The organism is Streptomyces sp. NPDC037410 (assembly GCF_055602235.1).
In genome coordinates this window covers 76,695-103,025 of the sequence record NZ_JBVJWR010000015.1, presented here as the reverse complement: position 1 = coordinate 103,025, position 26,331 = coordinate 76,695, and the positions used below count along the sequence as shown (strand labels likewise).

29 protein-coding genes are annotated in these 26,331 nt (G+C 72.4%); 7 read left to right on the top strand and 22 right to left on the bottom strand.

Features of this window, described 5'->3' with window-relative positions:
* Nucleotides 1–121: 121 nt before the first annotated feature.
* The 10 genes from ACZ7HT_RS24530 to ACZ7HT_RS24485 all read right to left on the bottom strand — a co-directional run bounded on the left by ACZ7HT_RS24530 (nucleotide 122) and on the right by ACZ7HT_RS24485 (nucleotide 9,012).
* The gene (locus tag ACZ7HT_RS24530) at nucleotides 122–1,078 is read right to left on the bottom strand and encodes a PDR/VanB family oxidoreductase (RefSeq protein ID WP_471169602.1); all 957 of its coding nucleotides are present in this window, start codon (nucleotides 1,076–1,078) and stop codon (nucleotides 122–124) included.
* 4 nt (nucleotides 1,079–1,082) lie between these two features.
* Nucleotides 1,083–2,534 carry a purine-cytosine permease family protein gene (locus tag ACZ7HT_RS24525; RefSeq protein WP_471169599.1) on the bottom strand — a complete coding sequence of 484 codons (1,452 nt, stop codon included), beginning with the start codon at nucleotides 2,532–2,534 and terminating at the stop codon, nucleotides 1,083–1,085.
* Nucleotides 2,531–2,842, bottom strand: coding sequence for a Rieske (2Fe-2S) protein (locus ACZ7HT_RS24520; RefSeq protein WP_471169596.1), 312 nt, complete (start codon nucleotides 2,840–2,842; stop codon nucleotides 2,531–2,533). The genes ACZ7HT_RS24525 and ACZ7HT_RS24520 overlap by 4 nt, the downstream gene beginning before the upstream one ends.
* The gene (locus ACZ7HT_RS24515; RefSeq protein ID WP_471169593.1) at nucleotides 2,839–3,708 is read right to left on the bottom strand and encodes an iron-containing redox enzyme family protein; all 870 of its coding nucleotides are present in this window, start codon (nucleotides 3,706–3,708) and stop codon (nucleotides 2,839–2,841) included. Before ACZ7HT_RS24515 ends, ACZ7HT_RS24520 begins: the two co-directional genes overlap by 4 nt.
* On the bottom strand, nucleotides 3,705–4,511 hold the full coding sequence (locus ACZ7HT_RS24510; protein WP_471169590.1) for a dihydrodipicolinate synthase family protein: 807 nt from the start codon (nucleotides 4,509–4,511) through the stop codon (nucleotides 3,705–3,707). The genes ACZ7HT_RS24515 and ACZ7HT_RS24510 overlap by 4 nt, the downstream gene beginning before the upstream one ends.
* Before the next feature lie 28 nt (nucleotides 4,512–4,539).
* Nucleotides 4,540–5,073, bottom strand: a complete 534-nt coding sequence (locus tag ACZ7HT_RS24505; protein ID WP_471169587.1) for a DUF6190 family protein — start codon at nucleotides 5,071–5,073, stop codon at nucleotides 4,540–4,542.
* The gene (locus ACZ7HT_RS24500; protein ID WP_471169584.1) at nucleotides 5,063–6,241 is read right to left on the bottom strand and encodes an aminotransferase class I/II-fold pyridoxal phosphate-dependent enzyme; all 1,179 of its coding nucleotides are present in this window, start codon (nucleotides 6,239–6,241) and stop codon (nucleotides 5,063–5,065) included. The genes ACZ7HT_RS24505 and ACZ7HT_RS24500 overlap by 11 nt, the downstream gene beginning before the upstream one ends.
* A gap of 220 nt (nucleotides 6,242–6,461) precedes the next feature.
* The gene (locus ACZ7HT_RS24495) at nucleotides 6,462–7,163 is read right to left on the bottom strand and encodes a DsbA family oxidoreductase (protein ID WP_184932429.1); all 702 of its coding nucleotides are present in this window, start codon (nucleotides 7,161–7,163) and stop codon (nucleotides 6,462–6,464) included.
* A 35-nt stretch (nucleotides 7,164–7,198) separates the two neighbouring features.
* Nucleotides 7,199–7,999 (bottom strand): MBL fold metallo-hydrolase, encoded by an 801-nt coding sequence (locus ACZ7HT_RS24490; RefSeq protein WP_471169580.1) that lies wholly within the window; start codon nucleotides 7,997–7,999, stop codon nucleotides 7,199–7,201.
* A gap of 74 nt (nucleotides 8,000–8,073) precedes the next feature.
* Entirely contained in the window at nucleotides 8,074–9,012 is a 939-nt protein-coding gene (locus ACZ7HT_RS24485) for a DMT family transporter (protein ID WP_471169577.1), read from the bottom strand.
* A 121-nt stretch (nucleotides 9,013–9,133) separates the two neighbouring features.
* Between ACZ7HT_RS24485 and ACZ7HT_RS24480 the strand changes: the two genes are divergently transcribed.
* The gene (locus tag ACZ7HT_RS24480; protein ID WP_471169574.1) at nucleotides 9,134–9,802 is read left to right on the top strand and encodes a TetR/AcrR family transcriptional regulator; all 669 of its coding nucleotides are present in this window, start codon (nucleotides 9,134–9,136) and stop codon (nucleotides 9,800–9,802) included.
* Here the strand turns inward: ACZ7HT_RS24480 and ACZ7HT_RS24475 are convergent.
* The 4 genes from ACZ7HT_RS24475 to ACZ7HT_RS24460 all read right to left on the bottom strand — a co-directional run bounded on the left by ACZ7HT_RS24475 (nucleotide 9,785) and on the right by ACZ7HT_RS24460 (nucleotide 13,060).
* The gene (locus ACZ7HT_RS24475) at nucleotides 9,785–10,474 is read right to left on the bottom strand and encodes a TetR family transcriptional regulator (protein WP_471169571.1); all 690 of its coding nucleotides are present in this window, start codon (nucleotides 10,472–10,474) and stop codon (nucleotides 9,785–9,787) included. The two genes, ACZ7HT_RS24480 and ACZ7HT_RS24475, sit on opposite strands and share 18 nt — an antisense overlap.
* Nucleotides 10,475–10,687: 213 nt before the next feature.
* A complete protein-coding gene (locus ACZ7HT_RS24470) occupies nucleotides 10,688–11,602 on the bottom strand; it encodes a DMT family transporter (RefSeq protein WP_471169568.1) in 915 nt (304 codons plus the stop codon).
* A gap of 54 nt (nucleotides 11,603–11,656) precedes the next feature.
* The gene (locus ACZ7HT_RS24465) at nucleotides 11,657–12,352 is read right to left on the bottom strand and encodes an ArsR/SmtB family transcription factor (protein WP_471169565.1); all 696 of its coding nucleotides are present in this window, start codon (nucleotides 12,350–12,352) and stop codon (nucleotides 11,657–11,659) included.
* A gap of 18 nt (nucleotides 12,353–12,370) precedes the next feature.
* On the bottom strand, nucleotides 12,371–13,060 hold the full coding sequence (locus tag ACZ7HT_RS24460) for a TetR/AcrR family transcriptional regulator (protein ID WP_471169562.1): 690 nt from the start codon (nucleotides 13,058–13,060) through the stop codon (nucleotides 12,371–12,373).
* Nucleotides 13,061–13,121: 61 nt separating this feature from the next.
* Between ACZ7HT_RS24460 and ACZ7HT_RS24455 the strand changes: the two genes are divergently transcribed.
* The 3 genes from ACZ7HT_RS24455 (at nucleotide 13,122) to ACZ7HT_RS24445 (ending at nucleotide 15,309) form a co-directional block, all read left to right on the top strand.
* Nucleotides 13,122–14,273 carry an acyl-CoA dehydrogenase family protein gene (locus ACZ7HT_RS24455; RefSeq protein WP_471169559.1) on the top strand — a complete coding sequence of 384 codons (1,152 nt, stop codon included), beginning with the start codon at nucleotides 13,122–13,124 and terminating at the stop codon, nucleotides 14,271–14,273.
* Nucleotides 14,274–14,334: 61 nt separating this feature from the next.
* Nucleotides 14,335–14,622 carry a YiaA/YiaB family inner membrane protein gene (locus ACZ7HT_RS24450; protein ID WP_471169556.1) on the top strand — a complete coding sequence of 96 codons (288 nt, stop codon included), beginning with the start codon at nucleotides 14,335–14,337 and terminating at the stop codon, nucleotides 14,620–14,622.
* A gap of 60 nt (nucleotides 14,623–14,682) precedes the next feature.
* A complete protein-coding gene (locus ACZ7HT_RS24445) occupies nucleotides 14,683–15,309 on the top strand; it encodes a TetR/AcrR family transcriptional regulator (protein WP_471169553.1) in 627 nt (208 codons plus the stop codon).
* Here ACZ7HT_RS24445 and ACZ7HT_RS24440 read toward each other — a convergent pair.
* Nucleotides 15,300–15,761: a MaoC family dehydratase gene (locus ACZ7HT_RS24440; RefSeq protein ID WP_471169550.1), complete on the bottom strand. Its 462-nt coding sequence runs from the start codon at nucleotides 15,759–15,761 to the stop codon at nucleotides 15,300–15,302. The two genes, ACZ7HT_RS24445 and ACZ7HT_RS24440, sit on opposite strands and share 10 nt — an antisense overlap.
* Nucleotides 15,762–15,889: 128 nt before the next feature.
* Here ACZ7HT_RS24440 and soxR point away from each other — a divergent pair, with 128 nt between their 5' ends.
* Nucleotides 15,890–16,360, top strand: coding sequence for a redox-sensitive transcriptional activator SoxR (gene soxR / locus ACZ7HT_RS24435; protein ID WP_471169547.1), 471 nt, complete (start codon nucleotides 15,890–15,892; stop codon nucleotides 16,358–16,360).
* Between the two features lie 27 nt (nucleotides 16,361–16,387).
* On the opposite strand, the gene ACZ7HT_RS24430 is transcribed toward soxR, so the two are convergent.
* The 4 genes from ACZ7HT_RS24430 to ACZ7HT_RS24415 form a co-directional block, all read right to left on the bottom strand.
* Nucleotides 16,388–16,966 (bottom strand): hypothetical protein, encoded by a 579-nt coding sequence (locus ACZ7HT_RS24430; RefSeq protein ID WP_471169544.1) that lies wholly within the window; start codon nucleotides 16,964–16,966, stop codon nucleotides 16,388–16,390.
* A 90-nt stretch (nucleotides 16,967–17,056) separates the two neighbouring features.
* Nucleotides 17,057–18,232 (bottom strand): alpha/beta hydrolase family protein, encoded by a 1,176-nt coding sequence (locus ACZ7HT_RS24425; RefSeq protein ID WP_471169842.1) that lies wholly within the window; start codon nucleotides 18,230–18,232, stop codon nucleotides 17,057–17,059.
* A gap of 127 nt (nucleotides 18,233–18,359) precedes the next feature.
* The gene (locus tag ACZ7HT_RS24420) at nucleotides 18,360–19,697 is read right to left on the bottom strand and encodes an erythromycin esterase family protein (protein ID WP_471169542.1); all 1,338 of its coding nucleotides are present in this window, start codon (nucleotides 19,695–19,697) and stop codon (nucleotides 18,360–18,362) included.
* 146 nt (nucleotides 19,698–19,843) lie between these two features.
* Nucleotides 19,844–21,088 carry an exo-beta-N-acetylmuramidase NamZ family protein gene (locus ACZ7HT_RS24415; RefSeq protein ID WP_471169539.1) on the bottom strand — a complete coding sequence of 415 codons (1,245 nt, stop codon included), beginning with the start codon at nucleotides 21,086–21,088 and terminating at the stop codon, nucleotides 19,844–19,846.
* A 163-nt stretch (nucleotides 21,089–21,251) separates the two neighbouring features.
* On the opposite strand from ACZ7HT_RS24415, the gene ACZ7HT_RS24410 reads away from it, so the two are divergent.
* Both ACZ7HT_RS24410 and ACZ7HT_RS24405 read left to right on the top strand, forming a co-directional pair.
* Nucleotides 21,252–22,058: an SDR family oxidoreductase gene (locus ACZ7HT_RS24410; protein WP_471169536.1), complete on the top strand. Its 807-nt coding sequence runs from the start codon at nucleotides 21,252–21,254 to the stop codon at nucleotides 22,056–22,058.
* Nucleotides 22,059–22,135: 77 nt separating this feature from the next.
* Nucleotides 22,136–22,729, top strand: coding sequence for a TetR/AcrR family transcriptional regulator (locus ACZ7HT_RS24405; protein ID WP_471169533.1), 594 nt, complete (start codon nucleotides 22,136–22,138; stop codon nucleotides 22,727–22,729).
* Nucleotides 22,730–22,747: 18 nt separating this feature from the next.
* Here ACZ7HT_RS24405 and ACZ7HT_RS24400 read toward each other — a convergent pair whose 3' ends face one another.
* The 3 genes from ACZ7HT_RS24400 to ACZ7HT_RS24390 form a co-directional block, all read right to left on the bottom strand.
* Nucleotides 22,748–23,962: an acyl-CoA dehydrogenase family protein gene (locus ACZ7HT_RS24400; RefSeq protein ID WP_471169530.1), complete on the bottom strand. Its 1,215-nt coding sequence runs from the start codon at nucleotides 23,960–23,962 to the stop codon at nucleotides 22,748–22,750.
* Nucleotides 23,963–23,968: 6 nt separating this feature from the next.
* A complete protein-coding gene (locus tag ACZ7HT_RS24395) occupies nucleotides 23,969–24,991 on the bottom strand; it encodes a phosphotransferase family protein (protein WP_471169527.1) in 1,023 nt (340 codons plus the stop codon).
* Nucleotides 24,992–25,154: 163 nt separating this feature from the next.
* Nucleotides 25,155–26,066 (bottom strand): MBL fold metallo-hydrolase, encoded by a 912-nt coding sequence (locus ACZ7HT_RS24390; protein ID WP_471169525.1) that lies wholly within the window; start codon nucleotides 26,064–26,066, stop codon nucleotides 25,155–25,157.
* Nucleotides 26,067–26,331: the final 265 nt, after the last annotated feature.

Below are 26,331 nucleotides of genomic sequence, written 5' to 3'. Positions count from 1 at the left end.
CCCAGGAACACACCCCACGCACCCGAAAAAAACACTCCACGCGAACCCTGCCCCCCCGCCCTTTTTCTCCGCCCACTCCGACACCCCCCCCCCCCCCCCCCCCCCCCCCCGGTTCCGCCCGTCACAGATCGAGCACGAGCCGGTCGCCCCGCGAGCGCCCCACGCAGATCATCATCGTCGTCCCCGAGGCCTTCTCGTCCTCGCCGAGGACGGAGTCGTGGTGCTCGGGCGTCCCGGCGAGCACCTTCGTCTCGCAGGTGCCGCACCAGCCCTCCTCACAGGAGTACGCCACACCCGGCACCACCTCACGCACGGTGTCGAGAAGGGTCCGTCCGGGCTCCACGCGCAGCGTCCGCCCGGTCCTCCGCAGCTCGACCTCGAACCCGCCCTCGCCGGAGGCCCGTTCCACCGGAGCCGCACCGAACCGCTCCACGTGCAGCGGTCCCTCCCAGCGGTCCTCGACGGCCCGCAGCAGCCCCTCGGGACCGCAGCAGTACACGGCCGTTCCGGCGGGCTGCCCGGCCAGGACGGCGTCCAGATCGGGCAGCCCCGCCGTGTCCTGCGGGACCAGCGTGACCCCGGGGAGTCCGGAGAGTTCCGCGCGGTACGCCATGGAGGCGAGGCTGCGCCCGCCGTACAGCAGGGACCACGAGCCCGGTGGCAGGGAACGGATCATCGGGAGCAGCGGGGTGATGCCGATGCCGCCCGCGACGAACAGGTACCGCTCGGCGGGCACCAGCGGGAAGCGGTTGACCGGGCCCCGGACGGTGAGGACCGTGCCCTCCCCGACCGAGGTGTGGATCTCCTCGGAGCCGCCCCGGCCGGCCGGCTCCCGCAGCACGCCGAGCCGGTAGACGCTCCGGTCGGCAGGATCGCCGCAGAGCGAGTAGTGCCGGACCGCCCCGGACGGCAGCGTCACCTCCAGGTGCGCGCCGGGCTCCCAGGGCGCGAGATCGGCGCCCGTGGGATCCGCCAGGAGCAGGCCCCGTACGCCGTCCGCCTCCTCGGTGACCGAGCGGACCGTCAGCCGGACTGTCGGCATGGCATCGGACATGGCATCGGACATGGCATCGGACATCGCATCACCTCGAAGCTCGTGACGGCGGGAGCAGCGGCTCCGGCCACACGCGGCACAGCGCCCCGTACAGCACGGCGGCGACCAGGAAGGAGGCGGGCAGGCTCAGGTCGACCCCGCCCGTGAGGCCGGTCAACGGCCCGGTGTACAGCGGGTTGTTGACCCAGAGGACGCCCACGAAGGCGCCGACGGCGAAGGCCGTGGCGGCTCTCGGATTGACCCCGCCCGTGTACCAGTACCGTCCGCCGCCGCCCGTGGTGAACGCCCGCAGCGCCTCCGCGTCGTACCGGCCCCGGTGGAGCACGTACCCGACGGAGAGCACGGCCGCCCAGGGGGCCACGACGGTGAGGAGCAGCGTCACGAACGCCGACATGGCGTCCATGGCGTCGTACACCACCGCCCCGAGATAGAGGACGGCCGCCGCGAGCAGCGCGACCACCGTGGTCACGGCGGCCCGCGAGGAGCGCCAGAACACCGAGTTCGCGGAGAGGCCGGCCGCGTACAGGCACAGGCCGGCCTGCGGCAGGGTGCCCGCGAAGCCGAAGAGCACCACGGCCACCGCGAACCAGCCCGGCACCGCGTCCGTGAGGCCCTGCAGCCACGGTTCGTCGGGCACGGGGAAGAGGGTCGTCACGTACGCGCCGGTGAGCAGCGCCGCGAGACTGCTGAGGAACATCGAGATCCCGCTCGCCCGCACCACCCGGCCGGTGGGGGTGGCGGCCGGCATGTAGCGGGTGTAGTCGCCCTGGAAGGTGGCGTACGACAGGGGCACGGTCGCGGACGCGGTCGCCGCGAGCAGCCAGGTGTGCAGGGTGCTGTCGAGCGCCAGGGGCCCGCCGGCGTACCCCGCGTCGAACTTCGGCGCGAGCACGAGGGCCGTACCGAGCAGGACCGCCCCGCCGGTGACCGCCGTGATCCGGTACGTGCGGACCAGGGTCTCGTGGCCGCGCACGGCGACGAGGGCGACCGCCGCCGCCGTCACGAACATCGCGACGGTCAGCGCGCCCGGCCCCGTCGGGGTGGAGAACAGCCGGTGCCCGGCGACCATGACGGCCGTGCCGCCCGTCCACACCGCGATGGCGAAGAAGCCGAGCGCCGTCACCACCGTGATGACGTTGCCGACGACCCTGCCCCGCACCCCGAAGTGCGCCCCGCTGGACACCGGATCGTTGGTGCCGGTGCGGACGCCGAACCGGGCGAGCGGCGCGAGCAGCGCCGTCCCGACGGCGACGCCCGCGGCGATCGCGCTCGCCGACGTCCACCAGCCGAGACCGAAGACGACGGGCAGCGCGCCGAGCACCACCGTGCCGAAGGAGAACTGCGCGGAGGGCCAGATCCAGCCGAAGTCGCCCGGTGTCGAGGTGCGTTCCTCCTCGGGCACCGGCGCGATGCCGTCGTGGTCGACCGCCGCACGGGGCGGCGTCACGCTGGACGCCGCCCCGGTCGGTGTGGTGGTCATGAGGCGCCCCCGGCGAGCTCCTCGGGACGGTCCTGGCCGTGCAGCACGTCGACCACCCGGAGGGCGGCGCAGGCCGCCCCCGAGGTGCGCTCTCCGCTGGTCAGGTCGAAGGTCGTGTGGTGCAGGGGGCAGGTGATCCGCAGCCTGTCCCCGTCGACCCTGCCGTACTTGAGCCGGCCCCCGCGGTGGGGGCATACGGCGGCCGCGAGGACCTTGCGGCCGCCGACCTCGACCAGGACCAGGTCCTCGGTCACCTGACGGACGACGGGCTCGCCGGAGCCCCGCCGCCCGGCGGGCACGGCCGTCATGCGACGGTCTCCCGCGCCAGCGCGATCGCCGCTTCCTGGGCCTCGCCGACGATGTCGGAGGCCAGGCGCACGCCCGCCCAGATCTTCGCGAGATCCGGCTCGTCGAGCGCGCGGATCGCCGTACGCATGTGGTTGGAGTGGTACGAGTCGATGTACAGGTGCTCGGTGTAGTAGGCGTCGTGGACGATTCCGAGGCGCCGCGCAGCCCGGGCGAAGCTCTGGAAGGCGTACAGGACGCTGGTCTCGAAGTAGGCGTACGCCCCCAGGAAGTACTGCGGGGACGACGCGCGGCTCGCCAGCCAGTGGAACATGTTGACGTACGCGTAGCACTCCGGCGTGGTCTCGTCGACGTAGTCGTCGAGCTCCAGGCTCATGCCGAACTCGGTGAGCAGGTCCCGGTAGAGCTGGGAGTGCGCCTTCTCCTCGTTGCCGCACCCGAGTTCGTCGATGAGGACCCGGAAGACCGCCATCGCCGAGCGGTACGGCAGCCGGGGGACGACCGGCAGCAGCGACTCGGACTCGGTGAGCCCGTCGAGCGCGAACTGCCGCACGATCACCTTGAACTGGTCGAGCGTCGCGTGCTCGGCGAGGAAGGTCGCGCTCTCCGGGAGCGCGGCCTCCTCCTCGGCGAGGAACTCCTTGAGCGCCTGGAGCAGTTCGCCGGCCGAGCCGAACGCGGGGGCGGAGTCCTCGTAGGCCCGCGCCTTCGGCAGGATCCAGCGCTCCTCGATCGACGCCATCGAGCCGTAGTCGCCGAGGTTGGGCACCCGCCGGTAGAGGGAGTGGAGTTCGCGGTGGGCCGTCGCGGGCGGGGTCGCGAAGGAGCGCGCGGTCACCGGGACGGGCGAGGCGGGGGTGGTGCTCATGCCGCCTTCGCCTCCTCGTGCGTGGTGGGGGAGCTGATCACACCGCGGGTGTGCAGCTCCTTCTTGACCCAGCGGTACCAGTCGTCCTTGAAGACGCCGTACTTCTCGCAGACCGTGTTGATCTCGGCCTGGCGGTCCGGGGTCGGGTCGACCAGCATCGCGTTGCACAGGGCCGGCTCCAGGTTGGCCAGCGGGCCGATGAAGCCCTGGATGCCGCGGGCGTCGACGAGGAGGTTCTCCCAGCCCTCGAAGACCGGGATGCCGGTGCCGGCCTCGGCCATCCTGCGGGTGAAGGCGGCGTCGCCGCTCGACTCCTTGATGCCGACGATCCCGGGGATCTCCTGGCAGATCCGGATCAGGGTCTCGAACTCGATGCGATTGCCCGACAGCGCCTCCTCGTTGTAGAGGAAGATCGGTATGTCGAGGGCCGCGCGGATCGCCCGGTAGTGCTCGACGATCTGGTCCTGCGTCACGTCCGCGCCGAACGGCGTGGTGACGACGACGGCGTCGGCGCCGATCTCGGCGGCCGTGCGGGCCCGGTCGATCACCGAGGCGGTGTCCGGGAGCTGGATGCCGGCGAGCACGGGGAGGCCGGCGGCGTGCTTGACCGTGTACGTGACGACGTCCTGCCACTGCCGGGCGTCGAGCTTCCAGCCCTCGCCGGAGGTCAGGGCCGGCATGAGGCCCGTGACCTCGGCGCGGATGTGGTCCAGGAGCCGGACGACGCTCTGCTCGTCGACGGTGCCGTGCTCGTCGAGGGGCGTGATCAGGGGGACGACCGTCCCGGAGTAGGTGTCAGGCATGAGGTGGGGTGCCCTTCGGAAAAGGTCTTCAGAGGGTGGCGGAGTCGACCGTCAGTACCAGCGAGCGCCGGTAGAGGTCCTCCAGGTACGCGGGGAACGACGGCTCCGCCGCGGCGCCGACCGGCACGACGGGCAGGCCGGTGGTCCGGAGCAGCCGGGGGCTCGCGGTGTGCAGCTCCCCGCCCCGGCCGATGACCTGGGCGAGCAGCAGGCGTTCGTGCGTGGGCAGGCCTTCGAGCGCGGGGGTGGTGAAGGCCCGCCGCAGGTCGTCCTCGTCGTACGGGACGCGGTCGATGGCCAGGTCGGTGTGGAGCACGTCCATGAACGGGTAGTACTCGTCCTGGATCTTCCGCTCGTAACCCCACACGAGGTCGTCGCAGCGGCCGACCTGCTCCCAGTTCATGAAGACCCGGCCGGCGTCCCCGGCGGCCAGCCGGCCGGCGAAGAAGGCCTTCGCGCCGGTCCGGACGGCGTCGTCGGTGCTGTGCATGCCCATGAAGAGCGTGGCGTCGATGAACACCGTGGGGGCGTGGTCAGTCGCGTCGGGGGCGTCAGGCCGCATAGCGCTCGAGCACCTTCCGCATCCGCTCCATCGCGCCGGCGAACACCTCGGGCTCGCGGGCCAGGGCCAGGCGGACGAAGCGCTCGCCCTTCTCCTTGGCGTTCCAGTAGAAGAAGGTGCCCGGCAGGACGTACACCTCCTCGTCGAAGAGGACGGCCTGGAGCTGGGTGGCGGTCAGGTGCTCCGGCTTGATCCGGAACCAGGCGACGCTGGTGCCGACGACCGGCTCCTGGAACTCCAGGATGGTGCCGTCGAGGGCGGCGCGGGCGGCCTCGCCGTTGGTCTTGATGATGTCGCGCACGGAGGCGAAGCCGTCCTCGATGGAGTCCTCGATGTACTGCGTGACCATGTTGAGGACGAACGGCGAGACGTTCAGCAGGACGCTGGTGTGGAGGTTGTAGACCTCCTCCTGGATGTCCCGGCTGGCGGTGATCATGGCGCACTTGGCGTCCTGGATCGGCCAGGTCTTGCCGGTGTCCTCCATGACCATGTAGGTGACGCCGGACTCCTCCAGGAGCTTGTAGATGTCGACGCGGCCGACGCCCTCGTCGCACAGCGCGAAGGAGGCGAAGCAGAAGTCCATCACCAGGACCTTGTCGTGGTCCACGCAGTAGCGGACGACCTCGCGGAAGCCCTCCAGCTTCTCGGCGAGCAGGGTGAACCCGGTCGGGTTGTTCGGGTCGACCAGGTAGATCGCGTCCGCGTGGACCGCCTCGACCAGGCGCTCGTAGATGGCGTCCTTGTCGTGCAGCACCGACTCGTCGACCGGCCCGAGCGGCACCTGCATGTTGCGCAGCAGGTCGACCAGGTTGTCGAAGCAGGGCTCCACCAGCTGCACGGACATCCCGCGCTGCTTGAGGAACATGCCGGCGACCATCGTGGAGACGCTGGCGGAGTACGAAAGGAGGGTGCGGTCCATCGCCCGGGCGGTGGGCTGCTGGTGCAGGCGGAAGAAGGCGTCGACGAACAGGCGCTCGAAGTGGGCCTGCTGCTTCGACTCGGACTCGTGCCAGAGCTCGGGGAGCCGCGAGACGATCCGCTCCTGCGAGGCGGACTGACGCTGGTGCGTGTGGGCGTCGGCCAGGTTGAACCGGGTCTTCAGCGCCTCGATCTCGTGCTGGGTGAGGTCGACGAAGGTGCTGACGTCTGCCTTGTCGGTCAACGACATGAAGAACTCCTGCTGTCGATACGAATCTCGTCCGGAATTCCGGCGGCGTAAACGACTGTAAGAGCTTCGAGCGGCCTTGCGAATAACGGCCGGGTCACGCAATTAATAATCACTGCGATGTTCTGCGAAAGGAAAAAAGGAACGACGGGCAGGCATTCCTCGAAAAGGAATGCCTGTCCGTCGTTCCCGTTTATGCGGCCGCCGGTGGCGGCTTATTCGGTTATTCCGTGGCGGCCCGCAGCAGGATGTCCTCGTACACCTTCGGGTCGTCGGAGGCGATCACCGGCCAGCCGATGCCGTACGCGCCCTCCCAGCCCACGTCGATGCCGGGGTTGGCGTGGTCGGAGCCGTCGGGCAGGAACAGGTGGGGGCTGCAGTTCACGCGGTCGCTCTTGGAGAGCGCGGCCTGATCGGACAGGGCCCGGCGGGCCCGCCCGTCGTCCAGCGCCTCGGTGAGGGCGTCCACGTCGACGGCGCCCGTCTCCGCGGCCACGTCCAGGATCACCTTGCGGTGGCTGATGCACCGCGACTCGGCCCAGAAGGCCCGGCGCAGCCCGAGGTCGAGCTGCTCCGAGGCGTTCAGGCTCTGCTCCTTGGCGGCGAGCACCGCCTCCAGGGCGGGCAGCGTCGTCGAGGGGTACAGCCAGTCCTTGGCCTGCCACAGCTGCCAGCCGGCGGCCGGCTCCAGGCTGGCCATCCGGGCGACCTCGCTGTCCGTGCCGGGGCGCGGGCTCGGGGCGTCGTTCAGCAGCTCCAGCGGGAAGGCGCGCAGGTCGAAGGAGACCTGCTCCTCCAGGCCGAGGCGGGCCCGGGTGGCGTGCAGCCGGTGGATGGCGATGTGCGCGAAGGAACACCAGATGTCGGAGAAGACGGTGACGACTCCGCGCGGCGGGGTCAGATCGGCGGTGGTCGGATCGGACATGGTTCTCCTCGGTTCGGGTGCGGGCGGAGTGGTGCTCAGCCGGCGGTGGACTCGTGGGCGTCCAGCGCGGCCTCGAGGTCGAGGTCGGCGCCGGGCAGCCAGGCGGGCAGGGACGGGATGCGGGCCATCGCGTCGAAGAGCCGGGGCACGGCGCTCTCCTCGACGGTCGGTCCGTGGGCGCTGAGCAGCCGGGCGGGGCGCAGCGCGGCCAGGTCGTGCACGGGCTTCAGGAACTTCGCCTCGTCGACCAGCGCGGTCCACGGGGCGATGGCACGGTTCAGGACCTCGAAGCCGTGGAAGAATTCCTCCTCGGAAAGGTCGGTGAAGTCCTGCTGAATTTCTTCGACGACGGTGCCGAAGCTGTCGGAGCTGTAGAGCGTTCCATCAGAGTGATCGAATACGGCGAGCGTTCCGGGTGAATCGAAGGTGGGCGGCCGGTGAAAACTCAGCTCACGATCGCCGACTTTCACACGACTTCCCGGGTTCGCGGTTACTACCCGTTCCTGCGGAATGCTGAACTCTTCTGCTATTCGCGTCAGTGATATCGCATTGGCGAGCACCTTCGCGTGCGGCGCGGCGTCGAGGATCGCGCGGAGCGAGCCGGTGTGGTCGCGGTCGTCGTGGGTGACGACGACCCAGCGCAGATCGGCCGGGTCGATCAGCTTCCAGAGGGAGTCCAGGAAGCCCTCCCGGTCGACGGGCATGCCGGTGTCCACGAGGAGCGGCTGTCCGGACCGTACGAGGAAGGCGTTCACCGGCTGGTCGCCGAGGCCCGGGATGGGCAGGGCCGAGGGGAGGACGTGGATGTCCGGCCCGGCGGTGTAGGTCGTATCCATGGGAAACCTTTCGTGACGCACCAAGCGGGCCGGGGGTCCCCCGGGCGGGGACCCGGGGGAGGCGCCGGCCTCGGTCAGACGAGCTGGATGGTCAGGGAGCCGGCGATCAGCAGGGCCAGGCCCAGGGCGCGCGGCTTGGTCAGGGAGCGCTGCGGGAGCTTGAACAGGCCCTTGTGGTCGATCAGCGCGGAGGTCAGCTGCTGTCCCGTCACGGTGAGGGCGATGGTCACGGCCGCGCCGATGGTCGGGATGAGCAGGAAGGTGCCGGTGACGTACGCGGCGGCGCAGGCGCCACCGAGCCAGCCCCACCAGGGCATCTTCTTCAGCGGGGCGATCTTGGGCTTCGGGGTCTTCCGGGTCGCGTAGAGCACGAGCAGGACGACGGCGATGGTGAAGGTCGCGACGGCGAAGCTGATCACGGCGACGGTGATGGGCTGCTTCAGCTGGGCGCGCAGCTGGGCGTTGACCGCGCCCTGCACCGGCAGCACGCCGCCGGCCACGATGCCGAGGACGAGCCAGCCGACGCGGCCGGCGCTCGACATCTTGGGGGCGCCGGGAGGGGCCGCGGCCTTCATGCCCCGGATGATCACGACGATGCCCGCGAGGACGGCGAGGGCGCCGAGGACGATGCCGACGCTCAGGTCCCTCTGCTTCAGGCCGAGGAGGCCGAAGAGGTCGAGGGCGAGCGAGGCGAACATCTGGCCGGTGACGAAGAGTCCGACGGCGGCGAGGGCGCCGAGCCGTGGGAACAGCAGGATGCCGCTGGTGATGTAGAGGGGGCTGGCGAGCCCGCCGAGGAGCTGCCACCACTCCACGTCGGGCAGTTTGCCGAGAGCGCCGAGCGCGCCGGCGGCGACCGCGAGCACGACGAGCAGCGTGGTGGCCACGCCGAGCTGGATGGTCGAAGCGCCGTACGGGGTGCCGACGGCCGCGTTGAGCTGGAGGTTCACCGAGGCCTGGACGGCCAGGAGGCAGCCGACCAGCAGGGCCGCGGCGAGGAGCGCGGTGTGCATCTGGATCTCCCTGGGGCGGGATGGCGAGCGGATAAGTGGACACTGAGTCCGTTTAGCATGCCATGCAACATGGCAAATGGACAAGGTGTCCACTTAGCTCCAGGGGAAGTAAGGTCGATCCATGAGCGACGACGAGCAGCGAGGTCGTGGAGCCGCCTCCGTGCACCGGGTCGGCGGACTCCTCGGTGATCTTCAGTCCGCGGACGACCAGCCGGTCGCCCCGCGCAGGCGCGCCGACGCGGAGCGCAACCGCGCCCAGATCCTGTCCGCGGCCGAGCGGCTCTTCGCCGAGCAGGACCCCAGATCGGTCACCATGGGGGAGATCGCCAAGGCCGCGGGCGTCGGCCGCGCCACGCTCTACCGGAGCTTCCCCGACCCGTCCTCGGTCGCCGTGGCCCTGCTCGACGAGCACGAGCGCCGGCTACAGGGGCAGCTCATCTACGGACCGCCGCCGCTCGGACCCGGCGCACCGGCCGGGGAGCGGCTCGCGGCGTTCTACCTGGCGATGCTCGATCTGCTCGAACGGCATCTGCCGCTGGCGCTGGGGGCGGAGACCGGCCCCGCGCGGTTCCGGACGGGCGCGTACGGATTCTGGCGCGTCCACGTCCGGACCCTGCTGGTCGACCACGGGGTCGGGGACCCGGACCCGCTGATCGACATCGCGCTCAGTCCGCTGTCGCCCGAGCTCTTCCAGTTCCAGCGGCACGAGCTCGGCCTCTCGGCCGAGCGCATCGGAGGTTCACTGGCGGTCTTCGCCCGCCGTCTGCTGGAATCAGGAGGCGGTCGCTGACCTGCCCTTCGACGGCGCCTTCGACGACGCCAGGGCTGCCGGGTGGACGAGGCCCGGCAGGATCAACTCCCAGATGCGGCTGAGCCGTTCCTCGGCCGGATCGTGCAGGGCGCCGCTCTCGGCCGGCCAGGGCTCGTCGGCCGGCGCGCTCGGCCGGCGCATCTCCAGCTCCACCCCGGTGATCACATAGCCGATCAGCGCCGCGACCGCCGTCGCGTCCACGCCCGGCCGCAGGGCCTTCTCCGCCACCGCGTACCGCGCGAGTCGGCACACCTCACGCCGCCAGGGGCACTCGTGCCCGGGGCCGGGGCCGGTCGGCTGCAGCTCGCGGGAGAGCCGTTCACCCGCCCGCGCCACGTGATCGGTCTCGAAGAGCCGGATCAGGGCGTGGGTGGTGATCACTAATTTGTCGATCGCGGTGCCGCCCACGCCCTCCGTGGACAGGCAGGCCGACTCGACCGTGACCCGGGTGACCGCGCGGGCCCGGCAGCGCACCGCGGTCGCGAGGTCCCCCTTGGTCGCGAAGTGGAAGACGAGGGCGCCGGTGGTCAGCCGGGCCTCGCCGGCGATCCTGGCGAGGGACGCCCGCTCGTAGCCCACTCTGTCGAACACCCGCGCGGCCGACGACAGGATCGACTGTCTCGTCCGCTCCGCCCGCTGCTGAATCGCCATGAGCTCCCCCGTGGACTTGCGAGAAGGGCCGGAGGGTTGTGTTCCGGCCCGCGCCTGTGACCGTCTCGAAACTATCCGGCCGGAGGGCGCTGAAACGCGCCGTTCCGTCCGTCCGGCCGGAACTGGGGCTTGACACCCGCCTCCCTCCCAGGTCGCGGGCGCCCGCCCCGCACGGGCCGCCCGCGAACTGACCGGAACAGGGGGTATGACCTGTCAGGTGGATTCGGCCGTTCCGGCGGTCACGGCGGCCCGCGAGCGGGATCGGGATACGGCCACGCCCGCGAGGCACAGGGCACCCCCGGCGAGCGTCAGCAGACCCGGCAGTTCACCCAGGAGCACCCAGGCGAGGACCACCACGAGGGCGGGCACGGCGTACGTCGTCGCGCCCATCCGGCCCGCGGTCGTACGGGCGAGGGCGTACGCCCAGGTCGTGAACGCGAGCGCGGTCGGGAACACCCCCAGGTAGACCATGTTCAGGGTCGCCGACAGCGGGGCCCGGCCCGCCTCCTCGACCAGCTGCCCGGCGAACGGCAGACAGGCCGCCGCGCCCACCAGACACCCGAAGGCCGTCACCTGGAGCGCGCTGCCGTGCGCGAGCGCCGGCTTCTGGGCAACGACCCCGCCCGCGTACGCCATCGCCGCGAGCAGACACAGGATCACCCCGAGCGCGGAGGCGTGCCCGCCCGAGCCGCCGCCTGACATCGACAGGCCGACGGCCACCGCGCCCGCGAAGGAGACCGCCATGCCGGCGAGCAGCCGGGGCGGCAGCGATTCCTTGAGGAACCGCGCGCCGAGCAGGGCGATCAGGATCGGGCCGATGTTCACCACCATCGCCGCCGTGCCCGCGTCGACCTCCTGCTCGCCCCAGTTCAGGACCACCATGTACACCCCGAACCAGAGCAGCCCCGAGGTCACGATCCCCGGCCAGGCGGCCCGCGGCGGCAGCCCCTCCCGCCGTACGAGCAGCACGGCCCCGAGGACCAGCGACCCGGCGAGCAGCCGGCCGAGCGCGAGCGCGCCGGGGGAGTAGGCCGCCCCGGCGCTGCGGATGGAGACGAAGGCGGAGGCCCACAGGACGACGGTGACACCGGCGGCGACGAGCGCGAGCCGTGAGGGTTGCTTCTGCATCCCCCGACGGTAGGGCGCGAACGGTTCGGCGCTCACCGCAATATCGGGCGCCGCTCAGCGCAGCGCGTCCGCGCGGATGCCGAGGCCGTCCCGCAGGGCCGTCTCGCCCTCCGGGGTCACCTTCACCGCCCGCTCCGACCCGATCCGTACGCACCACCCCGCGTCGAGCGCGTGCCGGCACAGCGCGGCGCCCGCGAGCCCCGCGAGGTGCGGGCGGCGCTCGGTCCAGTCGAGGCAGCCGCGCGCGACGGTCCGCCGCCCCTTCCGTACGAGGGCGATGCCCTGCTCGTCGAACCAGGCCAGGCCCCGGTCCGTGAGCGCGAACCCGGTGTCCTGGCGCAGCAGTCCGCGGTCCGTCATGGCGTCGGCGATCGCGATGCCCAGCCGTCCGGCGAGGTGGTCGTAGCAGGTCCGGCCACGGGCCATCGCCTGCCCGGCGCTCGCGGCCCGCAGCGAGCGCGGCGGCGCGGGCACCTCGGGCTCGGACCGGGCGGCCAGGTCCTCGACGAGGTGCGCGATGCCGGGGTCGGCGAGGCGTACGTACCGGTGCCGGCCCTGCCGTTCCTCCGCGAGCACCCCGCCCGCGACCAGTTTCCCGAGGTGCGCGCTGGCGGTGGACGGCGCCACCCCGGCGTGCCGGGCGAGCTCCCCGGCGGTCCAGGCCCGCCCGTCGAGCAGGGCGAGCAGGAACGCGGCGCGGCTCTCGTCCGCGAAGAGCGCCGCGAGCGCGGCGAGATCACTGGCTGCCATGGGGCAAGCCTGCCGCACTCACGCTTCGGCGGCGGCCGAAGCGTGCGGGGCCGGGGGTCGGGCCGGGAGCGCCTCGTACTGGAGGCGCAGACCGTCGAGCAGCGCCCGCAGGCCCGTCTCGAAGGCGCCCTCGTCGACCTTCTGGCGGTGTTCCGCGAGGAGGTGGGCCCGGCCGAGGTGGGGGTAGTCGGCCGGGTCGTAGGCCGTCTCGTCGTCGACGAAGCCGCGGGCGAAGGAGCCGAGCGCGGAGCCGGTGACGAAGTACCGCATCAGCGCGCCGATGGAGGTGGCCTGGGCGGGGGGCCAGCCCGCGCGGACCATCCCGCCGAAGACCGCGTCGGCGACCTTGAGGCCCGCCGGGCGGCGGCCGGGGCCCTGGGCGAGGACCGGGACGATGTGCGGGTGGTCGGCGAGGGCGGCGCGGTAGGAGACGGCCCAGTCGTGCAGCGCCGTCCGCCAGTCCCGGCGGTCGCCCTCCGCGAACATCGACAGGTCGATCTTCGCGCTCACCGCGTCCGCGACCGCGTCGAGGATCTCGTCCTTGGTGCGGAAGTGGTTGTAGAGCGAGGGCCCGCTCACCCCGAGCTCGGCGGCGAGCCGCCGGGTGGAGAGCGCCGCGAGGCCCTCCGCGTCCACGAGCGCGCCCGCCGTCTCGACGATGCGTTCTCGGCTGAGCAGGGGCTTGCGCGGTCGGGCCATGGCGCACATAGTAGGCCCGCACCATAGAAACTAGCAGTGGTAATTAAATGGCCGAGTGGGGTGGCACCGCATGAATCTGGAACTGAGCGAGGAGCAGGAGGCCGTACGGCGGCTCGCCGAGGACTTCGTCGCGCGCGAGGTCACCCCGCACGCCGCCGCCTGGGACCGCGCCGAGGAGGTGGACCGGGGCATCGTGAAGAAGCTCGGCGCCGTCGGCTTCCTCGGGCTCACGATCCCCGAGGAGTACGGCGGCTCGGGCGGCGACCACCTCGCGTACTGCCTCGTCACCGAGGAACTGGGCCGCGGCGACTCCTCCGTGCGCGGCATCGTCTCCGTCTCCCTCGGCCTGGTCGCCAAGACGATCGCCGCCTGGGGCGGCGAGGCGCAGAAGCGGGAGTGGCTGCCCCGGCTCGCGTCCGGCGAGGCGCTCGGCTGCTTCGGCCTCACCGAGCCCGGCACCGGCTCCGACGCCGGGAACCTGGCCACCCGCGCCGTCCGCGACGGCGACGCGTACGTCGTCAACGGCAGCAAGATGTTCATCACCAACGGCACCTGGGCCGACGTCGTCCTGCTCTTCGCCCGGACGAACGACACCCCCGGCCACAAGGGCGTCTCCGCCTTCCTCGTCCCCACCGACACCCCCGGCCTCACCCGCCGCCCCGTCCACGGCAAACTCGGCCTGCGCGGCCAGGCCACCGCCGAACTGGTCCTGGAGGACGTCCGCGTCCCCGCGGAGGCCATGCTCGGACCCGAGGGCAAGGGCTTCGCCGTCGCCATGTCCGCCCTCGCCAAGGGCCGCATGTCGGTCGCCGCCGGCTGCGTCGGCATCGCCCAGGCCGCCCTCGACGCGGCGCTGCGGTACGCGGGGGAGCGCGAGCAGTTCGGAAAGCCCATCGCCTCCTACCAGCTGGTCCAGGAACTCCTCAGCGACATCGCCGTCGACGTGGACGCAGCCCGGCTGCTCACCTGGCGGGTCGCCGACCTGATCGACCGCGGCCAGGACTTCGCCACCGCCGCCTCCAAGGCCAAGCTGTACGCCTCCGAAGCCGCCGTCCGCGCCGCGAACAACGCCCTCCAGGTCTTCGGCGGTTATGGCTACATCGACGAGTACCCGGTCGGGAAGCTGGTGCGCGACGCCCGCGTCATGACCCTGTACGAGGGCACCAGTCAGATCCAGAAGCTCATCATCGGCCGGGCGCTGACGGGGGTCTCGGCCTTCTGAGTACCTCGCTGAGTACGCGGACGGATGTGGCGCCCGCCACATCCGTCCGATGCTTGACGCCATGAGCGACACACCGGTCAAGCAGCAGAACACCGCCGCCTACTACCTGCAGGCCGTCATCTCCTTCGGGATCGCGATCGCGGCCGTGGGCATCGGCATCTTCCAGCTCGACGCCAGTGCCTGGGTCCGGGCCTTCCTCGCCATCTCGGTCCTCTACCTCACGACCTCGGCCTTCACGCTCGCCAAGGTCGTCCGCGACCGCCAGGAGGCCGGCCAGATCGTCAGCCGGGTCGACCAGGCCCGCCTGGAGAAGCTCCTCGCCGAGCACGACCCCTTCCGGAAGCTCTAAGCGCTTGCTCACCCTCGTTGTATGGTGTTCGTCCTGACGGGGTCCGAGAAGGAGTGTGGGATGAGCGCGGCGGAGGAGACGCCCGGGGTCGAGGACATGCCCTGGGGCGAGGTCACGCCCGAGGCGGCCCGGCGGCTGCTCGTGGCCGCCGTCGAGGCGTTCGCCGAGCGCGGCTACCACGCCACCACCACCCGGGACATCGCGGGCCGCGCCGGGATGAGCCCCGCCGCGCTCTACATCCACTACAAGACCAAGGAAGAGCTGCTCCACCGGATCAGCCGCATCGGCCACGACCGGGCCCTGGAGATCCTCAGGGCCGCGGCCGACGGCGAGGGCACCGCCGCCGAGCGGCTCGCCGACGCCGTGCGCTCCTTCGTCCGCTGGCACGCCGAGCGCCACACGACCGCGCGGGTCGTCCAGTACGAGCTCGACGCCCTCGGCCCCGAGCACCGCGCCGAGATCGTGCAGCTGCGCCGCGAGTCCGACGCGACCGTGCGCCGGATCCTCGAAGAGGGCGCGGCGGCGGGCGAGTTCGACGTGCTCGACGTGTCCGGCACCGCGGTCGCCGTGCTCTCCCTCTGCATCGACGTCTCGCGCTGGTTCAACACCCAGGGCCGCCGCACCGCCGACGAGGTCGGCGTGCTCTACGCCGGCCTCGTCCTGCGGATGGTCGGCGTTCAGAAGTAGTAGCGGGAGACCGACTCGGCCACGCAGACCGGCTTCTCGGAGCCCTCGCGCTCCACGGTCACCGTCGCCGTCACCTGCACGCCGCCGCCGGCCTCCTCGACCCTCGTCAGGACGGCGGTGGCGCGCAGCCGCGAGCCGACCGGTACCGGGGCGGGGAAACGCACCTTCTCCGTCCCGTAGTTGAGGCCCATCTTCATGCCCTCGACCCGCAGCACCTGCGGGGTGAACAGCGGCAGCAGCGACAGCGTCAGATAGCCGTGCGCGATCGTCGAGCCGAACGGGCCGGTCGCGGCGCGCTCCGGGTCCACATGGATCCACTGGTGGTCCCCGGTGGCCTCCGCGAAGAGATCGATCCGCTTCTGGTCGATCTCCAGCCAGTCGCTGTGCCCCAGCTGCTCACCCACCCCCGCGCGCAGCTCCTCGGCGGAGGTGAAGATCCTCGGCTCGGCCATGTGTCCTCGTCCCTTCTCGTGCGGCGTACCGGCATACCTCATGGTCGGTATCTAAGCGCTTGCTCAGCATGTGGGGTGCGGGGGCCGCTGTCAACGCCCGCCGGTGACGGACCAGTAGGGTTCCCCGGGTGCCGCAGATTCCAGAGAAGATCCACGAACTCACCGTCGGCCAGCTCTCCGCCCGCAGCGGGGCCGCCGTCTCCGCCCTGCACTTCTACGAGACGAAAGGGCTCATCACCAGCCGCCGCACCAGCGGGAACCAGCGCCGCTACGGCCGCGACACGCTCCGCCGCGTCGCCTTCGTCCGGGCCGCGCAGCGGGTCGGGATCCCCCTCGCCACCATCAGGGAGGCACTGGCCCAGCTCCCCGAGGAACGCACACCCACGAACGAGGACTGGGCGCGCCTTTCCGGGGCGTGGCGCACCGAACTCGACGAGCGCATCACGCAGCTCGGGCGGCTCCGCGACCATCTGACGGACTGCATCGGCTGCGGCTGCCTCTCACTGGAGACCTGCGTCCTGTCCAACCCGGACGACCGCCTCGGCGAGCAGATCTCCGGCTCCCGCCTCCTCCCGATCCGCCGCCCACCGACGGACTAGCCCGCGCCTGGCAGGGGGCCCGGTCCGTCACGCCGCCGGGGCCAGCGGGCGGCGGGCCCGGGCCAGTGCTCCCGTCGTCAGGGTCGCGCGCGGGACGCCCACCCCGCAGTCGCCGCATGCCGGGCCGAGTCCCGCCCATTCGATCCGCGGCCCCCCGCACACCGGGCACGCCTCGCCCGGCCCCCGCTCAAGGGCGGTGATCAGCCGCCCCAGCACCTCCGGCAGCGGATCCGAGGGGTGGACCGCCGGGTCCCCGCAGCGGACCACGCCGTTGCCGCCCCAGACGCGCCGGTGCCAGTCGTCGAGCGCGCCGAGCCCGCGCAGCCCCTCGTGCTTCTCGCGCCGCCGCCGCGCGGCGAACCGCTCCTCGTACGCGAGCCACACCGCCCGCGCCTGCTCCAGCTCGTCGAGCGCGGCCACCAGCCGCTCCGGGTCGAGCTCCCGGTCCTCGGGGCCGAATCTGTGTCTGCGGCACAGATGGTCCCAGGTCGCGCGGTGCCCGTACGGCGCGAACCTCTCCAGACACTTGCGCAGTGAGTACCTGCGCAGCGCCGTGTCGCACCCCGGATCGCGCACCTGTCTCGCGAGACTCCGGAAACCGGCCATCCCTCGCCACCTCCGCCGCTGGTCCTTCCGCGCTATCAGAGGGACGAACGGGAGCCCCGCCGTGTTCCATCGAAATTCCGATGGAAGCCATCACCGGCCGGTCCGGGACGCCGAGACCACCACCTCCGCCAGCTCGGTACGGCAGATGTCGCTGTGCGAGCGGACCACCTCGGCCGCGTCCACGCTCACGCACCCGGAGCCCGGCACTCCCGCGCGCAGGGCCTCGGCGATGCTCAGGCCCGCCGTCCCCGGCACCGCCTGCACGCCGTCGTGCCCGATCGCGCCCCAGCGCGGGTCGTCCGCGCCGAGCACCGACTCGGAGTCGTTCGCCAGCCGGGACGCCAGCGGGTACATCACCCCGAGCGCCGTGTCGTGCCGCGAGTAGCAGGCCACGACCGGCCCCCGGACCCGGTTCTGGAGGTCCCGCAGCGAACCGGACCGGCCCGGGTCGTGCGGCAGCCGTGCCGCGAACGCGTAGTGCGAGAAGGCGCCCTGGAGGAGCGTCACGGAGGCGACCGGCCGGGCCCCCGCGGGCAGCCCCCGCAGCGCGTACGCGACGAGCCGGGCGCCCATGCTGTGGCCCACGAGGTGGACCCGGAGGCCGGGAGCGCTCCGGGCGACCTCGCCGAGCAGCGGCCCGAGCCCGTGCTCGCCGACCTGCCCGGCCCGCTTCTTCATCACGTAGTACGTGGCCTGCCGCAGCACCTCCTTGGCGCCCTTCCAGTACTTCTTCAGACCTCCGCCGAAGAAGCCCTCCTCCTGTGGGTCTTCAAGCGCCCCCGTGAACTGGGCGCACACCTGCACCGGGTCCCCCACCAGGAACTCCGGCACCGGCTCCCGTGCGGCCACGGACTCCGCGTCCAGGTCCGTCAGCTCCCGCAGCAGCGCCCCGAACTCCGCGAACGCCGCCTCCTCCGCCGGCGCCGCGTCGAGGAGTTCCGTGAGCCGCCCGATGACCGGCTCCTTCTCCGGGAGAACCGTCACCAGCGCCCGGAAGTCGGGCACCGGCTCGTCCGTGAACATCATCGAGGGCCAGATCACCCCCGCGTACCCCATCTCGGTCCCCGGCGCGAGCAGCCCGGGGAAGGGGGCGAAGAAGTCGGAGCAGAGGCGGGTGGCGCCGGACGGGGAGCTGTTCCATCCGTGCGCGAACAGCACCAGGTCGCCCACCCCCTGGCGCGCCAGCGCGGCCAGCGCGGAGGCCTGGCCCGGCGGCCCGTCGCCGTCCTTGTCGAAGGTGATCTCCCGGTACGGCTCCACACTCATCCCGGTCACGGCCAGACCCGTCCCTCCACGTCGAGGGGGCCGCAGCGCCGAGTGCGCCCCGTGCGCGGGCGGCGGCTCCTTGGCCAGCATGCCCGCGCACGGCCCCGTCCAGACGTGCGACGGCGGGTCAGCGCAGCCGCGCCGCCGAGATCCGGGGGAAGTGGATCAGGAGGTCGTACGCCGTGGAGAGCCGCAGCGACACCACATCACCCGGCCAGGGGAACGCCGTCCCGATGTGCCGGACCGGCCGGGCCACGCCCAGCCAGTCGCGCGCCGCCGGAGTCGTGTTCCGCATGTCCAGGTAGAACGGGCCGGACGCGACCCGGTCCAGGGTGGGGGCGCTGCTGTCGGGGCCGAGCGGGGCGACGGTGAAGCTCCGGATCGGCTCGCCGGGGGCCCCGGTGTCGTGCGCGTTGAAGGAGCCCCGGCCGAAGGAGGCGCCGACGCTGACGTAGTCCCGGCCGAGGAGGTCCCGCAGGAAGGCGCCCTGGAGCCGCGGGTACTGGTCGGGCTTCGGCGTCTCGTAGCCGACGTGGCCGTTGTGCGCGGAGAGCACCATCCGGTCGCCGGTCCGCCGCTGCCACCACACGGTGTTCTCGGCCATGATCCGGTCGCGGTAGAGCATCGCCGCGGCGATCCCCCCGGGAGTCGTCAGGTCGTGGGCGTACTCGGTGCCGACCTGGGCGATCGCGCGCGCGTGCTGCACCGCCCACGCCCGCGCCTCCCGCGCGCCTGGGCCCTTTCCGGGGCCCTGCCGCTCCAGGAGGGCGAGGGCGCGGTTCACCTCGCCGGCCATCCGCTGCCGCTCGGCGAGCGGCTTCTCCATGTACCCCTTCATCCAGGCCTCCACCTCGCCGGTGGGGCGGGAGTCGCGGTACAGCTCCCGGAAGCGGGGGAGGAGGGCCGGGTGGACGCGGGCGACGTACGAGGTGACGGTGTCGAAGAGGTTCGGTCCCGCGTACCCGAGGTCGTTGCCCATGAAGTGCACCGGGCGGTCGGGGTGAAGCCGGTTGTGCTCCCGCATCCACCGGAAGAGGTCGAGGTACTCCTCGGTGTTCCAGAGCCGGTACGACTCCTGGAACTCGTCCCGCATGATCGCCTTGATGTCGCCGCGCCCGGTGCGGACCCAGTCGTCGACGAGGAGCCCGGTGGACCAGGGGGCCTCCAGGGCGAAGGTGGTGAAGCCCCGGGACTCCACGAGGTGTTCGAAGATCCGGTGCTTGGCGGTGAAGAACTCGGCCGAGCTGTGGGTGGCCTCGCCGAGGCCGACGACCTTGGCCGGGCCGATCATCCGGTCGAGCGGACGCAGATCGGTCAGGGGGCGGGCGGAGCGGGCGAGTTCCCGCGCGGGCTCGGGGCCGGCCGGGACCTCGGCGGCACGGGCCGCGGGCGCGAGGGCGCCCAGGCAGGCGGCGAGCAGGAGCCCGACGAGAGGCAGCCGGCGGCTTCGTAAGGAGAGGTTCATGGGACCAGCGTGGTCGGCGGGACGCCCAGGGGGACATCCCGCCGGCCCCCGTCCCGTACGGGGGGCAACCCCCGTCACCGGTACAGGAGCTCGTACGGGGGCAACCCCCGTCACCGGTGCGGCAGCCCGTACAGGGGCAACCCCCGTCACCGGTACAGCAGGTACTCCTCCCGCACCGCCCGGAAGGCCGCCAGGTCCGTCTCCCACGCCCCGACGACCTCGTCCACGCCCGCGCCCGCGTCGATCAGGGTCCGTACCCGGGCCGAGCCGGTCAGCTTGTCGATCCAGTCGTCCGCCCGCCAGGCGAAGCCGGACCAGGAGCTCCTTGCGGTGACCAGGAGCCCGATGCCCGTCCGTACCGGGTCGAAGGACTCCCGGTCGTCGACGTGCAGCTGCACCCCGCCGACGGTCCTCCCCTGGAACTTGGAGAAGGTCGGGGCGAAGTACGCCTCGCGGAAGCGGACCCCGGGCAGGCCGAGGGCGTTCGCGGCCCCGGCCCACCGCCGGTCGATGCCCTCGGCGCCGAGGAGTTCGAACGGCCGGGTGGTGCCGCGCCCCTCGGAGAGGTTCGTGCCCTCGAAGAGGCACGTGCCCGCGTAGACGAGGGCGGTGTCCGGCGTCGGCATGTTCGGGCTGGGCGGCACCCACGGCAGCCCGGTGGCGTCGAAGAACTCCGTCCGCCGCCACCCCGTCATCCGTACGGTCTCCAGGGCGACGGGCTCGGCCAGGAACTCGCCGTTGAACAGCCCGGCCAGCTCGGCGACCGTCATGCCGTGCGCCTGCGCGATCGGCTCCCGGCCGACGAAGGTCGCGAACGCCCGGTCCAGGACGGGGCCGAGCGCCGCCCGCCCGGTCACCGGGTTCGGCCGGTCGAGGACCACGAACCGCTTCCCGGCGAGGGCGGCGGCCGCCATGCAGTCGTACAGCGTCCAGATGTACGTGTAGAAGCGGGCGCCGACGTCCTGGATGTCGAAGACGACCGTGTCCACGCCGGAGGCGGTGAAGACGTCCGCCAGCGGCCGCCCGCTCTTCAGGTACGTGTCGTAGACGGGCAGCCCGGTCGCCGGATCGTCGTACCGCCCCTCGGAGCCGCCCGCCTGGGCGGTGCCCCGGAAGCCGTGCTCGGGGCCGAAGACGGCGACCAGGTCCACCCGGTCGTCGGCGTGCATCACGTCCACGAGGTGGCGGGCGTCCGGGGTGATCCCGGTGGGGTTGGTGACGACGCCGACGCGGTCGCCCGCGAGGAGCGCGTACCCGTCGGCCGCGAGCCGCTCGAAGCCGGTCCGCACCCGGCCGTGACCGGGCGCGGCGGAGGCGGGGGCCGCGGACGTGGCCGCCACCGCCCCGAGCGCGCCTCCGGCGGCCAGCAGACTCCGTCGCGACAGGCTCATGCGGGACCTCCTCGGTGGGACGGGAGTGACACGGGCACGCACGCTAGCGCTCCTGACCGCCCCGGGGAACGAGGCGTGCGGAACGGGTCTTCCGCCTCTCCATACCGACCGGTTAGTCTGTCCCGGTCCCGACAGCGGGTCGTCACAGCCGAGAGGTGGGTCCATGACCACGGACACGAACGAACCCCGGAGCGCCGGCACGGACGGGCTCCGGGGCGCCGGCGTCGTCGTCACCGGAGCGGGCGGCGGCATCGGCGCCGCCCTCGCCCGCCGCTTCGCCGCCGAGGGGGCCCGCGTCGTCGTCAACGACCTCGACCCCGGGCGGACCAAGGCCGTCGCCGAGGAGATCGGCGCCCTCGCCGTCCCCGGCGACGCCTCCGCCGTCGTCGACGAGGCCCGCGAGGCCCTCGGCGGCACCGTCGACATCTGGTGCGCCAACGCCGGACTCTCCTCGCCCGGCGACGCCTTCGCCGACGAGGCCGTCTGGGCCGCCGCCTGGGACGTCAACGTCATGGCCCACGTCCGCGCGGCCCGCGCCCTCCTCCCGGAGTGGCTGGAGCGCGGCAGCGGCCGCTTCGTCTCCACCGTCTCCGCCGCCGGACTGCTCACCATGATCGGCGCGGCGCCGTACAGCGTCTCCAAGCACGGCGCGTACGCCTTCGCCGAATGGCTCTCCCTCACCTACCGCCACCGCGGCCTCAAGGTCCACGCCATCTGCCCCCAGGGCGTCCGTACGGACATGCTCACCGCCGCCGGATCCGCCGGCGAACTCGTCCTCGCCCCCACCGCCATCGAGCCCGAGGACGTCGCCGACGCCCTCCTCGACGCCATCGCCGCCGACCGCTTCCTCGTCCTGCCCCACCCCGAGGTCGCCGGCTACTACCGCAACCGCGCCACCGACCCCGAGCGCTGGCTCGGCACCATGAACCACGTCCAGCGGGCCTGGGAGACGGGCACCGGTCGGCCGTAGCGCCGGCGGATGGGAAGATCTAGCGGCGGGATCGCGTTCCCGTGACCGAAAACGATCATCGAGGAAGGCGGCGGAGCATGGCCAGGACGACGGACGGGGGCGCCGCCCCCGTCCCCCAGAGGCTCCTCGCCGCCGCCACCCGGCTGTTCGCCGAGCGTGGCTACGACCGCACCTCCGTCCAGGAGATCGTCGAGGCCGCGGGGGTCACCAAGGGCGCGCTCTACCACTACTTCGGCTCCAAGGAGGACCTCCTCCAGGAGGTCTACTCCCGGGTGCTGCGCCTCCAGCAGGAGCGGCTCGACGCGTTCGCGGACGCCGACGCGCCCGTCGAGGACCGGCTGCGCGACGCCGCCGCCGACGTCGTCGTCACCACCATCGACAACCTCGACGACGCGTCCATCTTCTTCCGCTCCATGCACCACCTGAGCCCCGAGAAGCACAAGCAGGTGCGGTCCGAGCGGCGCCGCTACCACGAGCGCTTCCGCGCCCTGATCGAGGAGGGCCAGCGGGCGGGCGTCTTCTCCTCCGCCACGCCCGCCGACCTCGTCGTGGACTACCACTTCGGCTCCGTGCACCACCTGTCCACCTGGTACCGCCCGGACGGCCCGCTGACCCCGCAGCAGGTCGCCGACCACCTCGCCGACCTCCTGCTGCGGGCCCTGCGACCGTAACAACCGGTCTACAGCGGTCTACAGGTACTTCTTCAGCTCCCGGCGCGCCAGCGACCGCTGGTGCACCTCGTCCGGGCCGTCCGCCAGCTTGAGCGTCCGCGCCGCCGCCCACAGTTCGGCCAGCGGGAAGTCCTGCGAGACACCGCCCGCCCCGTGCGCCTGCACGGCCTTGTCGATGATGTCGACGACCGCGCGCGGGGTCGCGATCTTGATGGCCTGGATCTCGGTGTGCGCGCCCCGGTTGCCGACGGTGTCCATGAGCCAGGCCGTCTTCAGGACGAGGAGCCGCAGCTGCTCGATCGTCACCCGGGCGTCGGCGATCCAGTTCTGCACGACGCCCTGCTGGGCGAGCGCCTTGCCGAAGGCGGTACGGGAGACGGCGCGCCGGCACATCAGCTCGACCGCCCGCTCCGCCATGCCGATGAGCCGCATGCAGTGGTGGATGCGGCCGGGGCCGAGCCGGGCCTGCGCGATGGCGAAGCCGCCGCCCTCCTCGCCGACGAGGTTCACGGCCGGGACCCGGACCCCGTCGAAGACCACCTCGGCGTGGCCGCCGTGGGAGTGGTCCTCGTACCCGTACACCTGCATCGCGCGGCGCACCTCGACCCCGGGGGTGTCGCGGGGGACCAGGATCATCGACTGCTGGCGGCGCGGGTCGGCCCCGTCGGGGTCGGTCTTGCCCATCACGATGAAGATCTTGCAGTCCGGGTTCATCGCCCCGGAGATGTACCACTTGCGCCCGTCGACGACGTACGAGTCGCCGTCCCGCCGGATCCGGGTCTCGATGTTCGTCGCGTCGGAGGAGGCGACCTCGGGCTCGGTCATCGCGAAGGCCGAGCGGATCTCGCCGGCGAGGAGCGGCTCCAGCCACTGCTTCTTCTGCGCCTCGTCGCCGAACTGGGCGAGCAGCTCCATGTTCCCGGTGTCCGGGGCGGCGCAGTTGAGGGCGGTGGGGGCGAGGTGCGGGCTGCGGCCGGTGATCTCGGCGAGCGGCGCGTACTGGAGGTTGGTCAGCCCGGCGCCGTACTCGGCGTCGGGGAGGAAGAGGTTCCAGAGGCCCTGCCGCTTGGCCTCGGCCTTCAGCTCCTCCACGACCGCCGGGGTGTCCCAGGGCGAGGCGAGCCGGGCGCGCTGCTCCTCGGCGACGGCCTCGGCCGGGTAGACGTGCTCGTCCATGAAGGCGAGGAGCTTCGCGCGCAGTTCCTCGGTGCGGGCGTCGTAGGAGAAGTCCATGGTGGTTCAGCCCTCCTGAAGGGTGGTCAGGCCGTGCTCGATGAAGACGGGGACGAGCTCGCCGATCCGGTCGAAGCCTGCGCCGACGGTCTGCCCGAGGGTCCACCGGTAGTGGATGCCCTCCAGGATCACCGCGAGCTTGAACCACGCGAAGGCCGTGTACCAGGCGAGTCCCGAGGTGTCGCGGCCGGAGCGGGCCGCGTAGCGCTCGACCAGCTCGGCGGTGCTCGGATGCCCGGCGGCGGTGGCGGTCGTGGAGATGGGGGAGCCCGGCAGATCGAGCGGCGTGCTGTACATGACGAGGAGGCCGAGGTCGGTGAGCGGGTCGCCGAGGGTCGACATCTCCCAGTCGAGGACGGCCCGGATCCGGCCGTCCTCGCCGACGAGGACGTTGTCGAGGCGGTAGTCGCCGTGGATCACGGTCGGCGGGGGAGAGGCCGGCAGCGCGCGGCCGAGCGCCGCGTGCAGCTCGTCGATCCCCGGCAGCTCGCGGCCGCGCGAGGCGTCGAGCTGCTTCCCCCAGCGGCGCAGCTGCCGGTCGAGGAAGCCCTCGGGGCGCCCGAAGTCGCCGAGCCCCACCGCCTCCGGGTCGACGGCGTGCAGGTCGACGAGGGTGTCGACCAGTGCGAGGACGGTGGCGCGGGTGCGCTCGGGGCCCAGCGGGGCGAGCTCACGGGCCGAGCGGTACGGCGTCCCTTCGACGAAGTCCATCACGTAGAACGGCGCGCCGAGCACCGACTCGTCCTCGCAGAACAGGACCGTCCCGGGGACGGGCACGTCCGTCGCGTGCAGGGCGCTGATCACGCGGTGCTCGCGGCGCATGTCGTGCGCGGTGGCGAGGACGTGGCCGAGCGGGGGCCGGCGGACCACCCAGCGGCCGGTGCCGTCGCTCACGACGTACGTCAGGTTCGACCGGCCGCCCTCGATGAGCCGGGCGTCCAGGGGCCCGGAGAGCAGCCCGGGCCGCTCACGGTCGAGGTACCGGCGCAGGTGGTCGGGGTCGAGTCCTGGCGGCGGGGCGGAGCTCATAGGGGGTACCTCCGGATCGGCATCGGCGGCGCCCATTGTGACCGACCAGTCGGTATGTCGTCCAGAGGTGACGGCACTCGCACCCGGGCGATGCGCTCGCCCGCCCCCCGTGTGGGCGATCGTCCCGCCCCGGCGGAACGATCGCCCACCACGCACGGCGGGGCTACGCGTGGCAGGCCACCGGTACCCCGCCGTTCATCGTCGCCATGTCCGAGAAGACCGTCACGGGATCCAGCGGCGACCCCTCCGGCAGCCCCTCCAGCTCCGCGTACGCCCGGTGCAGGTTCGCCACGAGCCGCTCGCTCTCCCGCCAGGCCGCGAACTCCCCGAGCGAAGCGCGCCGCGCCGTCTCCAGCGGGGTCGCCCCCTTCGCGTACCCCTCGACGGCGAGTTCCCGCACCCACAGCAGGTACCGCTCCGTGGTGTCGTACACCGAGGGGTCGGTCACCCGCCCGTGCCCGGGCACGACCGTCGGCGCGTCGAGGGACCGCAGCAGGTCGAGCGCGCGCAGCGAACCGGCGAGGGAGCCCATCGGCAGGAACGGCGTCCCGCCGTGGAAGACGAGGTCACCGGTGAAGACGACGCCCTGCTCGGGGAGATGCACGATCGAGTCGCCCGTCGTGTGCGCGGCGCCCGGGTGGAGCAGCCGCACCTCGATCGCGCCGACGTACAGCGTGAGCCGCTCGCTGTACGTCACGGACGGCGGCAGGATGTCGACCCGCCCGAAGTCGGTCTGCGGCCACAGCAGATGGAGCTGGTGCCCGGCCGCGAGCTGCTCGGACCGGCAGTTCTCGTGGCCCACGATCCGCGCCTCGGGGCGGAACACCCCGTTGCCGTAGGTGTGGTCGCCGTGGTGGTGGGTGGAGACGATGGTGCGCGGCAGCGGCAGCCCCTCGGCGAGCACCGCGTCGCGCAGCAGCAGCGCGCGCCGCTCGGTGGCGGCGGTGTCGACGAGCAGCGTCTCGTCGACGTCGCCGATGAACCCGGCGTTGTTCAGGCACCAGCCGCCGTCGGGCTGGACGAAGGCGTGCACGTGCGGAGCGAGCGTGACGACATAGGGATCGGTGGCAGACAAGGGATTCCCCCGGATGAGAGCCCGACTGGACAGGGGAAGAGTGCCAGTCGGCCCCGGGCCCAGGGAAGTCGGAACGACCCCCTCCGGGAAAGGCCCCAACGGCCGGGAAGGGCAGGTCGGAAGCACCGGGGACGCGCAGCTCGGACACGCCCGGGACGGGCAGCTCGGAAGCGGCCGAGACGGACAGCTCGGAGACGGCCGGTACGGGCAGGTCTGACACGGCGGGTACGGGCAGCTCGGACACGCCCGAGTCGGGCAGCTCGGA